The sequence below is a fragment of the Acinetobacter sp. ACNIH3 genome, from assembly GCF_002918965.1.
Classification (GTDB): Bacteria; Pseudomonadota; Gammaproteobacteria; order Pseudomonadales; family Moraxellaceae; genus Acinetobacter; species Acinetobacter schindleri.
Map to the genome: position 1 here is coordinate 1 of NZ_PQLP01000038.1, position 17,063 is coordinate 17,063.

Genomic DNA, 17,063 nt, shown 5'->3' on the forward strand with positions numbered 1-17,063 from the left:
CATTAGCTTTATGGAAAATTAAACTTACAAGAAAACGTATTTTTTTATTTTTTATTTTTTATTTTTTTGTATTGTTTGTAGCAAATTATATTGGCATTTTTGAAAGTTTAACTGAGTATAGAGAAGGTTTTGAAAATGAATTGCAAGGTGGGAGTAATTTAGGTTTAGATTTTTCAAATTCAGCGATGTTTCTACCTAATTTTATTTTAAGTGCTTTAGGTCAACTTTTTGGATTGTATTTAGTTAATCCTTTTGCAGTTTTATTGTTTGTAATTGAAACAATACCTATTTTATTTATGCTGTTTTATATCTTAAAAAATATTAAATATGCAGACAGTTTTATTCGTTTTTTAAGCATATTTTTTGTTTTGTATGCGAGTGTATGGTTAATTGGTAATGATAACTTGGGAACAGCTGTTCGGTTGAGAATGTACAACTATTTGGTTGTTTATATAGCTTTCTTTTATATACTTCAAGCTAGATTTAAATTAAATGCTAGTAGAAAAAAATTGGTTTAAAATATGAAAATTGTTTATATCATTACCCGCTCAGATGTACTAGGAGGCGCTAGTGTACATCTTCTTGACTTAGCAAAAGGAATGATTAGTCAAGGGCATCAAGTTCATATCTTGGTAGGTGGAGAGGGAACTTTCACTGAAGAGCTAAAAAAAAATAATATAAACTTCAGCTCATTAAAATACTTAAAAAGAGAAATCGCTTTAACCCACGATGTGCTTGGTTTTTGGGAAATAAAAAAACACTTAAAACAGCTGAAGCCAGATATAGTACATTGCCATTCTAGTAAGGCTGGCTTATTGGGTCGTTTAGCAGCTAAATCCTTGAACTTACCTGTAGTGTTTACAGCACATGGTTGGGCTTTTACGGATGGAGTAAGCCCTAGAAAACAAAAAATATATGCGACTTTAGAACGTTTCATGACTAAGTTCTCAGATCATATTATTACAGTTTCAGAATATGACCGACAACATGGTTTTAAACATAACGTTGGAACACCAGAGTTGGTTCAGACTATTCATAATGGTGTACCAGACATAAAAACTTCTGCAATCGAAAAATCTAGCTCTATAGTAAGATTGATTATGGTTGCACGCTTTGAAGATCCTAAAGATCAATATTTTTTGATACAAGCACTTTCAAAACTACCTGCTCATTTAACTTGGCAAATAGATTTTTTAGGCGATGGACCAAATCTTAAAAAATGTCAGGAATTGGCTAACCTTGAAAATCTTGATTCAAAAATTATTTTCCATGGACAAAGTTTTAAAGTAAAAGAGTTTTTAAATCTGGCCGATATTTTTGTATTAATTTCAAATTATGAAGGTTTTCCTTTGACTATCTTGGAGGCAATGAGTACATCTTTACCTATTATTGCTTCTGATGTGGGTGGGGTAAAGGAAAGTGTTAGTTCTAAAAATGGATATATTATCCCTAAAGGGGATATTGATATTTTAGTTCAGTCACTTCAAGAACTAATTGTGAATAAAAATTTGCGTCTACAATTAGGTGATAACAGTCGTCATTTGTATGAAACTCAATTTAATTTTAATCATATGTTGCATAAAACATTAGATGTCTATAATCAAGTATTATCAAAGCGGTCTTTAAAATAATGAGAGTTTTAATCACAGGTGCAACAGGATTTGTAGGTACAGCTCTGACTGAAAAGGTGAGTAGTGTGTATGACACGATTGCTTTAGTTCGCACTCAGAATAAAGTACTTTTTGCAAATATCCAACAACTTGTCGCTGTTAATATTTTTGCAGCAGACTTACCTGAAGATATAGACGTCATTATTCATTTAGCAGGCCGCGCCCATATTCTAAATGAACAAACAACAGATCCATTGAGCGAATTTCGTAAAGTGAATTTAGAAGGTACTTTGCAATTAGCACGTCAAGCTTTGGATAAAAAAGTAAAACGTTTTATTTTCATGAGCTCTATAGGTGTTAATGGTTCAGTGACTTCACAACAACCATTTACAGAAGATGCTCCAGCACAGCCTCATGCAGATTATGCTGTCTCCAAGTTAGAGGCAGAACAAGAGTTGCAGAAACTATTTGCTAGATCAGAAACAGAGCTAGTCATTATCCGGCCACCCTTGGTTTATGCGGCCCATGCTCCGGGTAACTTTGCCCGACTGCTTAAATTGGTTGCAACCAATTTGCCTTTGCCTTTTGCAGGGACAAAAAACAGACGCAGTTTTGTAGCACTCGAAAACTTGATAGATTTTATTCAGATTTGTATTGAACATCCAAATGCAGCCAATCAGACATTTTTAGTCGCAGATCAAAGTCGTATCTCTACACGTGAGCTGGTGCAATATTTAAAGCAGGGCATGGGAAAACCCGCACGTTTTATTTATATTCCGCAACCGCTTATGAAACTAGGCGCAGCATGTATTGGCAAATCCAAACTCTATGAACAGTTGTTTGAGTCACTAGAGGTCGATACCACCAAAGCTCAGAAGTTGTTGGGTTGGACAGCGCCATTGAGTACTCAGCAAGCGATGCTGCAAGCGGGTCAAAATTATTTAAAAATGAAAGAGTAATTTACGCATGTCAATTTTTGCACTGAGCATCGTATTTTTTATACTGACATTATTATTTACAGGTTATATGCGGCATTACGCCCTTAAGAAAAATATTATAGACAATCCTAATGAACGTAGCTCCCACAGTGTACCGACGCCGCGAGGCGGCGGTGTTGCGGTCGTATGTAGCTATTTATTGGCTTTGATTGTGCTGATCTATAGTCAACAACTGTCAGTTCATATAGGTTTAACCCTGATGGCTGCAGGTTTTGTTATCGCTTTGCTGGGCTTTTTAGATGACCATGGCCATATCAATTCCATGCTGCGTTTAGCTGTGCATTTTTTAGTGGCGATTGGCGTGATCATCAGCTTGGGTGGTTTTGCTGAAGTGACCGCTTTTAATGGTTTAGAGCTGAGCTTTATTGCCAATATTATTGCTGTACTGTTTTTGGTGTGGTTATTAAACTTATATAATTTTATGGATGGCATTAACGGTATTGCCAGTGTTGAGGCTATCACCACTACAGTCAGTATGGCAATTTTATACGCTGTACTAAATACCTCACTTAATTCAGATATCCTGTGGTTATTGGCAGCTTGTGTATTTGGTTTTCTATTATGGAACTTTCCAAAAGCCAAAATTTTTATGGGTGATGCCTGTAGTGGATTTTTAGGGCTAACCTTAGGTATTTTGGCACTCATCGCCCTCAAAGAAAATTTAGCCCTGTTTTGTGCATGGATTATTTGTTTAGGGGTGTTTGTGGTGGATGCCACCTATACGCTTATTAAGCGCGTGCTGAGCGGCTATAAAATGTATGATGCACATCGCAGTCATAGTTATCAAATTTTGTCGCGCAAATGGGGGAGTCATACACCTGTGACATTGGCAGTAGCAGCGATTAACTTAGTGTGGTTATTGCCACTGGCCTATTATACCGTTACCCAGCCATTGGCTTATCCAGAATTTATGGTATTGGTGGCCTATTTACCGCTTATATTAATTGCAATGAAATTAAAAGCAGGACATCCAGATGCCTAAAAAAAATCTGCTGATTCTAGGGGCAGGGGGCTTTGGTCAATCCATTGCTGAAGTGGCAGCGTTATCTGCACAATGGCAGCAAATTTACTTTGTGGATGACCGCTGGCCTGAGCAAAAACAAGTAGGCCAATATTCAATTATCTCAAATATTCAAAACTTGTCTCAGCTTCAGCAAGAAAATTTGGAGGCACTTGTTGCGGTTGGAAATAACCAAATACGACAAAAATGGCAACAATTACTGCTTGATTTATCAATACCACTCGCCACTATCATACATCCACAGGCTGTAATTTCACCTTCTGCTCAAATTGGTCAGGGGGTAAGTATTATGGCAGGATGTATAATTGGCACGAATACGATTATTCAAGATGGTGTGCTTCTTAATATTGGGACCTTGCTAGATCATGATGTGGTGATCGAACACTTTAGTCATTTAAGTGTTGGTGTAAACATCGCAGGCGGACAGAGAATTCCGTCTGGCTCTTTTTTAGAGGTGGGAACCCGTATTGGACATAAATCTTAATAACAAATTCTTTTTAAATTAAGATATGACTTATTGAAAACTATATGAAATCCATCGTTATTCCCCTTGTCGAATCCCCCCGTGCTGCCAAATTGGCTTTTCTGGTCATTCTGGATTTCTGTGTATTTCCGGTGCTGATCTGGCTGTGTTATGCCATTCGTCAGTTTGACCTTGGTGCAGAGGTGGTGCCGAATATTCCGTTTGGTTCACTATGGGTCAGTGCAATTGCGGTTATCCTGCTGTTTGTGTTCGGGGTGTATCGCTTTATTGTACGTACCTACAATGAAGTATTTATGGTCAAACTGGGGCTAGCGACCTTTCTGGCGGTGGCGGGACTCTATGCCTTGGCCTATTTAACAGATGCTTTTATTCCAACCTCAATTCCACTGATGTTCGGCTTTATGATGTTCGCCTGGGTGTGGTTTAGCCGTGGGATCATCCGTTTTATTGTCCGTTCTTATGTGCAGGCGGGTATCCCAAAAAAACGCATTGCGATTTATGGTGCAGGCAATGCCGGCCAGCAGGTCGCTGCGACTTTAACCCGTTCCAATGAACATTTACCCATTTTCTTTATTGATGATAATCCATCGTTAAGCGGACAGAATATTGGCGGGATTGATGTCTATTTGCCGGAAACAGCACTTAAATGTTTTGCCAAATTGCGGATTGATGAAATTTTAATTGCCTTACCCTCTGTGGGGCGTAGCCGCAAAAGTGAAATTGTCAAATTTCTGGAACCGGCACATTTAAAAATTACCGAAATTCCGGGCCTGACCAAACTGGTAGATGGTGAAATTCGCGTCTCCGATATTCAGGAAGTTGATATTATTGACTTGCTGGGTCGTGATCCGGTGCCGCCTGTGGCAGAGCTGCTGGAAAAAAATATTAAAGATAAAGTGGTAATGGTCACAGGTGCTGGTGGTTCAATTGGTTCCGAATTATGCCGACAGATTATTAAAAACCAGCCACAGAAACTGGTGATTTATGAGCTGACCGAATTTGCCCTGTACAGCATTGATAAAGAACTGCGTCTGGCATCCAATGTCGAAATTATCCCAGTTCTGGGTACGGTTCTTGATCAGGCCAAACTGGAACGGATTATTGAACAGTATGCGGTGCAGACGGTCTATCATGCGGCGGCGTATAAGCATGTGCCGCTGGTGGAATGTAACCCGATTGCTGGTCTGAAAAATAATGCAATTGGCACCGCCTTTAGCCTGAATGCTGCGGTGAAAAATGGCGTTGAAACCTTTGTGCTGATTTCAACCGACAAAGCGGTGCGTCCGACCAATGTCATGGGGGCATCGAAACGTATGGCCGAGCTGTACTGTCAGGCCATGGCGGAAGCGCAGGACCAGACCCAGATCAGTATTGTACGTTTTGGGAACGTGCTTGGTTCATCCGGTTCTGTGGTGCCATTATTTAAACAGCAGATTGCCAAGGGCGGCCCGATTACTGTGACCCATCCGGATGTCACCCGTTTCTTTATGACCATCCCCGAAGCTTCACAGCTGGTGATTCAAGCCGGTGCTTTGGGTCATGGTGGCGATGTGTTCCTGCTGGATATGGGCGAGCCGGTACGGATTCAGGACCTAGCCCGTCAGATGATTGCGCTGAGTGGCCTGAAAGTCCGTGAAGCCGATAGTCAGGACGGCGATATTGAAATTCAGTACTCCGGTTTACGTCCTGGTGAAAAACTTTACGAAGAATTACTGATTGATGCCGATAATACCGAAATGACACAACACAGCCGGATTTTGCGTTCTTATGAAAAAATGTATCCTCTGGATGAGTTATTACAGGTGTTTGAGCGTTTCAATGATTTAACCGCGGTGCAATCGGATATTGATTGGGCATTAAGCCAGCTGGAGCACTATGTTGATGGCTATCAACGTGGTAAAGAAGTTAAAGTGAATTAAAATATTGAGATCAGGTTAAAATATATGATTAAGAAGGCGATTTTACCCGTTGCAGGTTTGGGTACCCGTTTTTTACCGGCCAGTAAATCTATTCCCAAAGAAATGGTGACGGTGGTCGATCGTCCAGCGATTGAATATGTGGTGCGTGAAGCGGTTGCTGCCGGTATTGAACAGATTATTCTGGTCACGCATTCTTCCAAAGCGTCAATTGAAAACTACTTTGACCGTAACTTTGAGCTGGAAACCACATTAGAGCAGAAGCAAAAGTGGGATTTGCTAAAAGAAATTACCGAAATTTTACCACCGCAGGTCAGCGTGGTCAGTGTGCGTCAGCCACAGCCGCTGGGCCTGGGTCATGCGGTGCTGTGTGCCAAAGATATTGTCGGTGATGAGGCTTTTGCCGTGTTACTGCCAGATGTACTGGTCAAAGATCAGGCAGAAAAAAATGATCTGGCTTTAATGATTGAACGTTTTAATGTCACACAAGCAGCGCAGATTATGGTTGAGGCTGTGCCCGAGCATCTGGTCGATCAGTATGGCATTGTAGATGTTCCCGCTGCCCCTGCAGAAGGCCAGAGTGCGGCAATGCAGGGGATTGTCGAGAAACCGGCGGTCGGTACCGCACCTTCTAATCTTTCCGTGATCGGGCGTTATGTATTACCTGCCAAAATTATGCAGCTATTGGCCACCACACCGAAAGGGGCCGGGAATGAAATCCAGCTGACCGATGCCATTGCCGCATTACAACAGCTGGAAACCGTCGAAGCCTACCGCATGAAAGGCCAGACCTTTGACTGTGGCAGCAAACTGGGCTATTTAAAGGCCGTCTTGAATTACGGGGTGGATCATCCGGTACTGGGTGAGTCCTTTAAAGCCCTGATTCAAGAACTGAAGCTATAAATACAGACTTTAACAATAACAAGGATCCTTATGAACATTGCAGTATTTGGTCAGACCCTATATGCCGGTGTCATGGCAGCCTTACTGGCAGAATGTGGTCATCAGGTCTACTGGTGTGATTTGCTGAAAAAACCCTCTTCCGAGCAAGTCTATGCACAGGATGAGGCCGTACAGCAGTTACTGAACAAGCAGCATGCCAAGGGCTTTTTACAATACTGCAAGTTCGAGGCGATTCCTTTAGATATCGATGTCTATCTGTTTAGCTTAAGTCCGACTGAAGAAATTCAAGGCCTGGAAATCCTGCGTGAGCTCAAGCAGCGCCCGATTATCCATCCAAAACTGATGATCAATGCTTCTACCTTGGGTCTGCACGGTACCGAAAAATTCCAGCAGATTCTTTCAGAAGATTACTGGATCTATTTGCCAGATGTGATTCAGGAAGGTAATGCCTTACGCAGCCTGACCGAAGCCAGTCAGCTCATTGTCGGCTATAGCAATGAAACGGCGAAAACGCTTTTGAAGGAACTGCTCAGGCCGTTATTCCCGCGTGAACAGCAATACCTGTTTATGCCGGTTCTGGATGCCGAGTTTACCAAACTGAGCGTGTCCGGCATGCTGGCCACGCGCATCAGTTATATTAATGATCTGGCTCTGGTGGCTGAAAAACTTGGTATTGATATTGAACATGTACGCCAAGGGCTGGCAGCGGATAGCCGGATTGGTTCATCTTATCTGTATCCGGGGGCTGGGTTCGGCGGCGAAAACTTCTCGCATGATATTCAGATCCTGGCCAGTACTGTGTCAGGCACCGGCGCGAAAAGCCAGCTAATGGCTCAGGTCTGGGAAATTAATGAGCAGCAAAAAGAGCTGCTATTTCGCAAGCTGTGGAATTATTACCATGGTGATCTGGCCGGAAAAACTGTGGCGATCTGGGGCGCATCCTTTAAGGAAAATACCTCACGCATCCAGCAGTCGCCGATTCATGCCATGTTGACTGCGCTCTGGGCGCAAGGGGTGACCGTGAAGCTGCATGATCCTCAAGCCCTGGCGGAAATTGAAAAAGTCTACGGGCAACGCGATAATCTGGTGTATTGCACAGATCAGTACGAGGCCGTAAATGGAGCACATGCCCTATGCGTACTCACAGCCTGGAAACAATACTGGAGTCCCAATTACCGCAGCCTGTTGAATCACATGCAGCATCCACTGATCCTGGATGGACGTAATATTTATAATCCGGATTATATGAAAGCACAAGGCTTTGCCTATAAGGGAGTAGGACGTTAATGAGTCTGATTCAGCAACCTTATCCCCTCGAAGAGAAAGAGGCTGTTTTAAGCCGATTAAATACTTTAAAACATCAGTTTGAACACAAGCATCTGCAAGAGCTATTTCAGCAAGATCCTCAGCGTTTTCAGCATTTCTCGGTGAACTTGGAGCCGGTAACTTTTGATTTTAGTAAACACCGCATAGACCAAGAGGTGTTGCAAGCACTGGTACAACTGGCGCAGGCACAAAATCTGAAGCAGTGGATCAAACGGCTGTTTTCCCAAGAACAGGTTAACTATACCGAGCAGCGTGCTGCGATGCACTGGGCCTTACGTTTGCCAGAGCAGAATGAGCAGCATCCTGAACTGGCTGCCGAGGTGCATACCCAGTTACAGCGCATGTTTACCTTGGTAGAAAAAATCCATGCTGGACAGTACCGAGGTGCCACCGGTGAAGTGATTCAGGATGTAGTCAATATCGGGGTCGGTGGTTCGGATTTAGGCCCGCTGATGGTCAGTCAAGCCCTATCTGACTTTAAACAGCCCACTCAGCGTCCCCTAAATGTACATTTTGTGTCGACCATGGATGGCAGCCAGCTGTCTGATCTGCTGCATAAGCTGCGCCCTGAAACGACACTGTTTATTATCTCCTCCAAATCTTTCGGTACCATTGACACCCTCTCTAATGCGCAAACGGTACGCCTGTGGCTGGAAAAAGCCCTGGGACAGGACCTGCGCACAATCCAGCATCATTTTATTGGGGTCTCGACCAAGCCGGAGAAAATGACCGCTTGGGGAATTGCACCGGAAAACCAGTTCCTGCTCTGGGACTGGGTTGGCGGTCGTTATTCGCTTTGGTCCTGTATTGGCTTGCCTATTGCATTGACGATCGGGGTACAGGGGTTTCAGCATTTTTTAGCAGGTGCCCATGCGGTAGATGAGCATTTCCAGACTGCACCATTTGAACAGAACATTCCGGTGTTGATGGGACTGTTAGGGGTCTGGAACAACAACTTCCTGGATATACAAACCCATGCAGTATTGCCTTATGATGGCCGGTTAAAATATTTTGCTTCTTATTTGCAGCAGCTGGAAATGGAATCCAATGGTAAATCCATTCAGCGTAATAGCGAGAAAGTAGAATGGGATACCTGCCCGATTATCTGGGGAGAAGTCGGACCGAATGCCCAGCATGCCTTCTATCAGTTATTGCATCAGGGCACCCAATCGGTGAGCAGTGATTTTATTGCACCGGTTCAGCGTTATAATGCGAACCAGTTTACCTATGCCGACAATGCCGATGCGCTGATTGAACAGCATCATTTGGCCCTGTCCAACTGTTTGGCACAGTCGCGGCTACTGGCCTTTGGTAATCAGGCGCTAGATGCCAGTGAACTGGCCGACCTACCGACCTATAAGCAGTATGCAGGGAACCAGCCGAGTTCAACTATTTTAATGCAAGAGCTCAATCCTTATAGTCTGGGGATGCTGATCGCCATGTATGAACATAAAGTGTTTGTACAGTCGGTACTGTGGAATATTAATCCTTTTGACCAGTGGGGCGTTGAAAAAGGCAAGGAAATTGCCAACCAGCTCTTGCCGATTTTAAATGGTGAACAGGCGGATGTATCCGCGCTGGATGCCTCGACACAAGGTTTAATTGCAATATTAATGGGGAAACAGCGTGGCTAAAGTACTGGTAACTGGTGGTGCTGGTTATATCGGCTCACATACCTGTCTGGAATTATTAAATGCCGGACATGAAGTCGTGGTACTAGATAATCTTTCTAATAGTTCTGAAGAATCTCTGAATCGTGTGCAGGCTTTGGCTTCAAAATCTTTGGATTTTATTCAAGGTGATATTCTAGATCAAAATATTTTGAATCAGATTTTTAGTACCTATCAAATTGATGCCGTGATTCATTTTGCCGGTTTAAAAGCGGTAGGGGAAAGCCAGCAAATTCCGCTGACGTATTTTGAAAATAATATTTCAGGCTCCATCAGCCTGGTACAGGCCATGCAGCGCGCTGGTGTATTCCGTCTGGTCTTCAGTTCCTCGGCTACAGTCTATGATGAAGCCAATATCTCGCCTTTAAATGAAGATATGCCGACCGGTATGCCGAGCAATAACTATGGTTATACCAAGCTGATTGTAGAGCAGCTATTACAAAAGCTATCGGCATCCGATGGTCGCTGGTCAATCGCCTTGTTGCGTTATTTTAATCCGGTTGGAGCACATAAAAGTGGCCAGATTGGTGAAGACCCGCAAGGGATTCCCAATAACCTGATGCCGTATGTGACTCAGGTGGCTGTGGGCCGTCGTGAAAAACTATCTATTTTTGGTGATGATTACGATACGGTAGATGGGACAGGCGTACGGGATTATATCCATGTGGTGGATTTGGCCAATGCGCATTTATGTGCATTGACTAACCGTCTGCAAACACAAGGTTGCCGTGCTTGGAACATTGGTACGGGACAGGGCTGCTCAGTCTTGCAAATCAAAAATACCTTTGAGCAGGTTAACGAGGTGCAGATTCCATTTGAAATCGCTCCGCGTCGTGAAGGCGATGTGGCGACTTCTTTTGCCGATAATACCCGTGCAGTAAAAGAGCTGGGTTGGCAACCAAAATATGGTCTGGAAGATATGCTGGCAGATAGCTGGAACTGGCAGAAGCAGAATCCACAAGGCTATCGCGATTAATTTTTTCAGATAAGTATCAAGCATAAAAAAGAGCCATTTTGATCTGGCTCTTTTTTCTGACTTCAGCTGCTTTGAATCAGCTGGGTCAGCTCATTCACATAGTCTTGCATTGGTCGTGGATTCTGGTCACGACGGCTTTCAATATTCAAACGCAATAATGGTTCGGTATTAGATGCTCGCACATTAAAACGCCAGCTACCAAAATTCAGGCTGACGCCATCAGTCTGATCAATTTCAGGTTTCTGATCGGCATAATGATCGAAAAGTTTTTGGATGGTGGCCTGGGTATCGGCCACTTTAAAATTAATTTCACCTGAACATGGGAACTTGGCAATCATCTCTTCCACGAGAGAAGATAAGGATTTGCCTGTTTCAGATAGTACAGCCATAGCCAGCAACCATGGAATCATGCCGCTATCACAGTAAGCAAAATCACGGAAATAGTGATGGGCACTCATTTCACCGCCATATACGGCATTGTGTTCACGCATTTTTTCTTTAATGAAGGAGTGACCAGACTTGGACTGGATCGCTTCACCTTTAAACTGCTCAACAATATCAAAAGTGTTCCAGACCAAACGCGGGTCATGCACAATTATTTCACCCGCCTGTTTCAGCAGGAAAGCCTGTGCCAGCAGACCGACAATATAATAACCTTCAATGAACTGGCCTTTTTCATCGAACAGGAAACAGCGGTCAAAGTCGCCATCCCAGGCAATCCCCATGTCGGCAGCATGCTCAATCACGGCATTACGGGTACTGTCACGGTTTTCTACCAATAGCGGGTTAGGAATTCCATTCGGGAAGTTGCCATCGGCTTCATGGTGAATTTTGATGAATTCGACGGGAACATTGAGTTCTTTAAATTTTACTTCGATCGCATCAATGACATGACCTGCTGCGCCATTACCGGCATTCACCACCAGTTTCATCGGGCAAATTTTTGCAGGGTCAATATAGGTCATTAGATGATCGACAAATTCAGGCAGGATATTATATTTTTTGGTTGTGCCTTTTTCTACAACCTCATTAAAAGTACCTGTTTCAGCCAGCGCTTGAATTTCTTTTAAACCTGTATCGGCACTGATCGGGCGGGCATTTTCACGCACCAGTTTCATGCCGTTATAATCCATCGGGTTATGGCTGGCAGTGACTTCAATACCACCTTGCACATCTAAGTGGAAGGCACCAAAATAAACTTCTTCAGTCCCGGTCATACCTAAATCTAGAACATTCACGCCCGCATCATTTAAACCACGGATGGTGGCCTGTTTTAAATCTTCACTGCTAAGGCGAATATCACAACCGACCACTATGGTTTTGGGCTGGTAAATTTGTCCATAGGCGCGACCAATTTTATAGGCAATCTCTTCATTGAGTTCGCTACCCAATTTTCCGCGAATGTCATAGGCTTTGAAGCACGTCAGTTTTGTCATTTAGAGGCTCTCTATTCAGAAGAAAAAGGCCGGTTCTCCAGCCTTGATTCAATTCTAATTATTCTACAGTGACCGATTTTGCCAGGTTACGCGGCTGATCGACATCCGTACCACGCAGCACTGCGACATGATAGGATAATAACTGCACCGGAATGCTATACACAATCGGGGCCAGTACTGCATTGACTGCAGGAATATGGACCATATGTTGACGGTCTTTGGCTTTAATACCACTGTTTTCATCAGCAAAGACGAACAGCTCACCACCACGTGCCTGCACTTCTTCCATATTGGATTTGAGTTTATCCAGCATGTCATCCTGTGGTGCCAGAATCACCACGGGCATGTCGTTGTCGACCAAGGCCAATGGACCATGTTTAAGTTCGCCTGCGGCATAACCTTCAGCATGAATATAGGAAATTTCCTTCAGCTTCAAGGCGCCTTCTAGCGCAATCGGGAAATGTGTACCGCGACCCAGGAACAGACAGTGCTGCTTTTCTACAAACAGTTCAGAAAGGCGTAAAATTTCATTGTCATGATGCAAGGTATCCAGAATCACCTTTGGCATATGCCATAAGTCGGTGCTAATGGCTGCCACCTGTTCTGCTGAAATTGTGTTTTTGACTGTACCCAGTTTTAGTACCAACAGCATCAGTGCAGCTAGCTGTGTGGTAAAGGCTTTAGTCGATGCAACACCAATCTCAGGGCCTGCCAAAGTCAGCAGACTGTGATTGGTTTCACGTACCATCGAGGAGGTTGCTACGTTGCAAATCGTCATGGTGGTGATATCCAGTCCTTTGGCAGCCGCACGTTTCTGTGTATCACGTAATGCAGCCAAGGTATCGGCAGTTTCACCAGATTGGGAAATACACACATACAGCGTATGATTTACAATCACTGGCGTACGATAACGGAATTCGCTGGCAATCTCGATCTGGCAAGGCAGATCAATCAGCTGTTCAAACCAGTATTTGGCGATCATGCCGGCATGATAGCTGGTACCGCAGGCAATTATTTGAATTTGCTGAATCTTGGCAAAATCCTCAACGGCATTCGCAAGAAAATCTTCGCGCAGATCATTCCCATTTAAAGCTTGGGAAATCGTCTGTTTGATCGCTTCAGGCTGCTCATAAATTTCTTTGAGCATGTAATGCTTGTATTCACCTTTAGAAGCATTGCTGACCGCAGCATCCAGTTCTTTGACCGGACGATCGACCAGTTGACCATCGACAAAGACTTCAATGGTGGTGCGGGTCAAACGGGCAATATCACCTTCTTCAAGGTAAATAAAACGGTTGGTAATCGGCAACAGAGCCAGTTGGTCAGAACTGATAAAGTTTTCACCAATGCCGACACCAATCACCAGTGGAGAGCCTTCACGTACGGTAATCAGTTCATCTGGATGATCCGTATGTACGATACCTAGTGCATAAGCACCTTTTAGTTGCGGCACCACCTGACGTACAGCTTCTAACAGGCTTGGGGTAGATTTCAGTGCATCATTGATCAGATGGGCAACCACTTCAGTATCGGTCTGTGAGGTAAACACATAGCCCAAAGCTTCAAGATCATCTTTAAGTTCTTGATAATTCTCAATAATCCCGTTATGCACCACTGCCACATTTTCAGAAATATGCGGATGGGCATTTTCTTCAGTTGGTTTGCCATGGGTTGCCCAGCGTGTATGTGCAATACCGAGGGAACCACTAATCTGTGATTCATTCACCGCCTGTTCAAGGTTGGAAACCTTGCCGACACGGCGTTCACGCAGAACCTGATGATTGTTAATCAGGGCTAAACCTGCTGAATCATAGCCACGGTATTCCAGGCGTTTTAAGCCTTCAATTAAAATATTGGTAATGCTGCGTTCCGCAATGCCACCGACGATACCACACATATTTGTTCCCCTTATTTCTTGATTTTTTGCGGACGTGGATAGTTTTCTTTGGCAAATTGCTTAGAGCGCTCTACTGCCAAACTGTTGTCTTCCACATCACGGGTAATCGTCGAGCCTGCACCGACTGTAGCACCGTTACCAATTCTCACAGGTGCCACTAATGAACTGTTCGAGCCAATAAAGGCTTGATCACCAATAATTGTTTTAAATTTGTTGGCACCATCATAATTACAGGTAATGGTCCCTGCACCGATGTTTGAGCCTGCACCAACTTCAGCATCACCCAGGTAGGTAAAGTGGTTGGCTTTAGAGCCTAGACCAATCGTGGTATTTTTAACTTCAACAAAGTTACCAATGTGAACTTCATTGGCAAGTTTTGCCCCTGGACGTAAACGTGCAAAAGGTCCAATTTGGGTATCTTCCCCAACGATGGCGCTATCGAAAATGCTATATGGCTGCACCTTGGTACCCGCTGCAATCTTGGTGTTCTTGATGATACAGCCAGCGCCAATTTCAACATTGTTACCTAACTCGCAATCACCTTCGATAATCACGTTGATATCAATGCGGACATCCTGACCGACAGTTAAATTGCCACGCAAGTCAAAACGGCTTGGATCAATCAGATGTACGCCTTGCTGCATCAGCTGTTTGGCCTGAAATGCCTGGAACTGACGTTCTAAAGCAGCCAGCTGCACACGGTCATTTACCCCTTCAACTTCAAAAGCCATTTCTGGTTCTACAGATGCAACTTGCATACCATCTGCCAAAGCCATCGCCACAATATCAGTCAGGTAATATTCACCTTGCGCATTGTCATTGCTTAAACGTGGTAGCCATTGATGCAACTTGGCATTGCTGACGGCATAAATACCGGTATTGATTTCCTTGATTTGACGTTGTTCTTCAGAAGCATCCTTGTGCTCAACAATGGCCTGGATCTGACCTTGTTCACGTACGATACGGCCATAACCATTGGCATCCGGCAGGGTAAGCGTCACCAGACCAATACCGGTTTCTGCAGTAGCATCGAGTAATTTTTGCAAGGTTACAGGATTAATGCACGGCACATCGCCGGAAAGAATCAGCGAAACGCCGTCTTGTGGCAGGACAGGCAAGGTCATTTGCACTGCATGGCCGGTACCCAGCTGTTCAGCCTGTTCTACCCATTTAATCTCTTGCTCTGCAAAAGCAGCCTGAACCCGGTCACCACCGTGACCATAAATCGTAATAATATTATCTGCGTTTAATTTTTTTGCCGTTTCAATGACATGACCCAGTAAAGGACGTCCTGCAAGGGGTTGTAATACTTTCGGTAAGCTGGAACGCATACGGGTTCCTTTACCTGCAGCAAGAATAATCACAGTCGTTGACATGTTCTAATCCTAAATATGGCTTATGCCACAGTGAAGTAAAAATAAAGCAAAATACAAAGGGCCGCCCACAGGCCAGCAATAATGTCATCCAGCATGATGCCGAAACCGCCGTCAATTTGACGGTCAATGACACGAATCGGCCAGGGCTTCCAGACATCGAATAAACGGAACAGAGCAAAACCGACCAATGCCCACATCCAGCTCATTTCATTTAGATAGAGCAAAGGCAAAAAGGTAATGGATTGACCTGCAAATTCATCCCACACAATGCGACCATCATCATGTACACCCATGACTTTAGCCGTATGCCCGCAAATATAGATGCCAATGAGCGACATTAGAATAATGGCTAATATGGTGCTCGATAGACCAATTGCAAGCCATAGCGGAATAAACAATAAGGCAAAAGCTGAACCAAACGTACCCGGCGCTTTCGGTAATAGGCCAGAACCAAAACCAACACCACAGAACACAATAAAACGGTCGGTCCATGACATGGCTTTAAAATTGATTGAAGGTTTATGCAAAATGTTGATACCCATTAAATTGAAGCAAATGATCTACGCCATCTTTTTCAAAAGTTAAGCCGCGCTGTTGCTGAATTGTGCCGATTATACTAATCGAATCATCAAGTTGTTTTTGCAATAATTTTTCATAATTTTGCGGGCTTATTGTAAAACATAATTCGTAGTCATCGCCACCCGCCAATGCATACTGCCATTTTTGTTCATCATTTAAGGCGTGCAGGGCAGTACTTAGTGGTAGGTTTTCAAGTTGCAGCTTTGCGCCGACATTTGATGCTTTAAGGATGTGTCCCAAATCTTGTGCAAGACCATCTGAGACATCAATCATGCTATTGGCCAGGCCTTTAAGCGCAGCACCTAAAGCACAACGTGGCGTTGGATAATCCAGACGTTTTTGTAGATCATGACCTAAATGCTTTAAGCCAAATGCCGCATCGCCAACCGTACCTGAAACACAAATCAGATCACCGATTTGGGCACCTGAACGTGGTACAGCAAGGCCTGTATCGACCCAGCCCAGTGCTGTGACAGATAGAGTCAGATGTGGACTTTGCGTGGTATCACCACCAATTAAACGCACGCCAAATTGATCGCAGCAGTCGTATAGCCCTTGGCTAAAGCCTTTGAGCCAAGCATGATCAATTTGGGGTAAGCTCAATGCCAATAAAATACTATGCGGTGTGGCGCCCATCGCGGCAATGTCAGATAAATTGACGGCAACGGATTTCCAGCCAATGGCATGTGGGTTCGTATCTAAAGGAAAATGTCGACCCGCAACTAAGGTGTCGGCACAAATCACCAATTGCTGGTGAGGTGGGGGAGTGAGCAAGGCTGAGTCGTCACCGACCCCTAAATCGACAGAATCTTGATTCTTACGATTGAAATAGGTGTCGATAATCGAAAACTCAGCCATACAACAAATCTAC

14 protein-coding genes and 1 pseudogene are annotated in these 17,063 nt (G+C 44.0%); 10 read left to right on the forward strand and 5 right to left on the reverse strand.

Annotated features, from left to right (window positions below):
* The 10 genes and pseudogenes from C3420_RS12980 to galE all read left to right on the forward strand — a co-directional run.
* Nucleotides 1–518, forward strand: a pseudogene (locus C3420_RS12980) (hypothetical protein); the annotation flags it as partial.
* Nucleotides 519–521: 3 nt separating this feature from the next.
* Nucleotides 522–1,631 carry a glycosyltransferase family 4 protein gene (locus tag C3420_RS12985; protein WP_103800714.1) on the forward strand — a complete coding sequence of 370 codons (1,110 nt, stop codon included), beginning with the start codon at nt 522–524 and terminating at the stop codon, nt 1,629–1,631.
* Nucleotides 1,631–2,569 carry an NAD-dependent epimerase/dehydratase family protein gene (locus C3420_RS12990; RefSeq protein WP_103800713.1) on the forward strand — a complete coding sequence of 313 codons (939 nt, stop codon included), beginning with the start codon at nt 1,631–1,633 and terminating at the stop codon, nt 2,567–2,569. Before C3420_RS12985 ends, C3420_RS12990 begins: the two co-directional genes overlap by 1 nt.
* Nucleotides 2,570–2,576: 7 nt before the next feature.
* The gene (locus C3420_RS12995) at nt 2,577–3,590 is read left to right on the forward strand and encodes an MraY family glycosyltransferase (protein ID WP_103800712.1); all 1,014 of its coding nucleotides are present in this window, start codon (nt 2,577–2,579) and stop codon (nt 3,588–3,590) included.
* Entirely contained in the window at nt 3,583–4,113 is a 531-nt protein-coding gene (locus C3420_RS13000; RefSeq protein WP_103800711.1) for an acetyltransferase, read from the forward strand. The genes C3420_RS12995 and C3420_RS13000 overlap by 8 nt, the downstream gene beginning before the upstream one ends.
* Nucleotides 4,114–4,157: 44 nt before the next feature.
* On the forward strand, nt 4,158–6,032 hold the full coding sequence (locus C3420_RS13005) for a polysaccharide biosynthesis protein (protein ID WP_103800710.1): 1,875 nt from the start codon (nt 4,158–4,160) through the stop codon (nt 6,030–6,032).
* A gap of 24 nt (nt 6,033–6,056) precedes the next feature.
* Nucleotides 6,057–6,932, forward strand: a complete 876-nt coding sequence (gene galU, locus C3420_RS13010; RefSeq protein ID WP_103800709.1) for a UTP--glucose-1-phosphate uridylyltransferase GalU — start codon at nt 6,057–6,059, stop codon at nt 6,930–6,932.
* Between the two features lie 30 nt (nt 6,933–6,962).
* A complete protein-coding gene (locus C3420_RS13015) occupies nt 6,963–8,219 on the forward strand; it encodes a nucleotide sugar dehydrogenase (RefSeq protein ID WP_103800708.1) in 1,257 nt (418 codons plus the stop codon).
* Nucleotides 8,219–9,892 (forward strand): glucose-6-phosphate isomerase, encoded by a 1,674-nt coding sequence (gene pgi, locus C3420_RS13020; protein ID WP_103800707.1) that lies wholly within the window; start codon nt 8,219–8,221, stop codon nt 9,890–9,892. The genes C3420_RS13015 and pgi overlap by 1 nt, the downstream gene beginning before the upstream one ends.
* Nucleotides 9,885–10,904: a UDP-glucose 4-epimerase GalE gene (gene galE, locus C3420_RS13025; RefSeq protein WP_103800706.1), complete on the forward strand. Its 1,020-nt coding sequence runs from the start codon at nt 9,885–9,887 to the stop codon at nt 10,902–10,904. Before pgi ends, galE begins: the two co-directional genes overlap by 8 nt.
* Nucleotides 10,905–10,966: 62 nt before the next feature.
* On the opposite strand, the gene C3420_RS13030 is transcribed toward galE, so the two are convergent.
* The 5 genes from C3420_RS13030 to thiL are packed head-to-tail and all read right to left on the reverse strand — an operon-like array spanning nt 10,967 to nt 17,050.
* Nucleotides 10,967–12,340 (reverse strand): phosphomannomutase CpsG, encoded by a 1,374-nt coding sequence (locus tag C3420_RS13030; protein WP_103800705.1) that lies wholly within the window; start codon nt 12,338–12,340, stop codon nt 10,967–10,969.
* Nucleotides 12,341–12,398: 58 nt separating this feature from the next.
* Nucleotides 12,399–14,237, reverse strand: a complete 1,839-nt coding sequence (glmS, locus tag C3420_RS13035) for a glutamine--fructose-6-phosphate transaminase (isomerizing) (RefSeq protein WP_103800704.1) — start codon at nt 14,235–14,237, stop codon at nt 12,399–12,401.
* A gap of 11 nt (nt 14,238–14,248) precedes the next feature.
* A complete protein-coding gene (glmU, locus tag C3420_RS13040) occupies nt 14,249–15,613 on the reverse strand; it encodes a bifunctional UDP-N-acetylglucosamine diphosphorylase/glucosamine-1-phosphate N-acetyltransferase GlmU (RefSeq protein WP_004895827.1) in 1,365 nt (454 codons plus the stop codon).
* A gap of 20 nt (nt 15,614–15,633) precedes the next feature.
* Complete coding sequence (locus tag C3420_RS13045; RefSeq protein WP_005220337.1) at nt 15,634–16,155, reverse strand: phosphatidylglycerophosphatase A; 522 nt, start codon at nt 16,153–16,155, stop codon at nt 15,634–15,636.
* On the reverse strand, nt 16,133–17,050 hold the full coding sequence (gene thiL / locus C3420_RS13050; protein ID WP_005220336.1) for a thiamine-phosphate kinase: 918 nt from the start codon (nt 17,048–17,050) through the stop codon (nt 16,133–16,135). The genes C3420_RS13045 and thiL overlap by 23 nt, the downstream gene beginning before the upstream one ends.
* Nucleotides 17,051–17,063 lie beyond the last annotated feature (13 nt).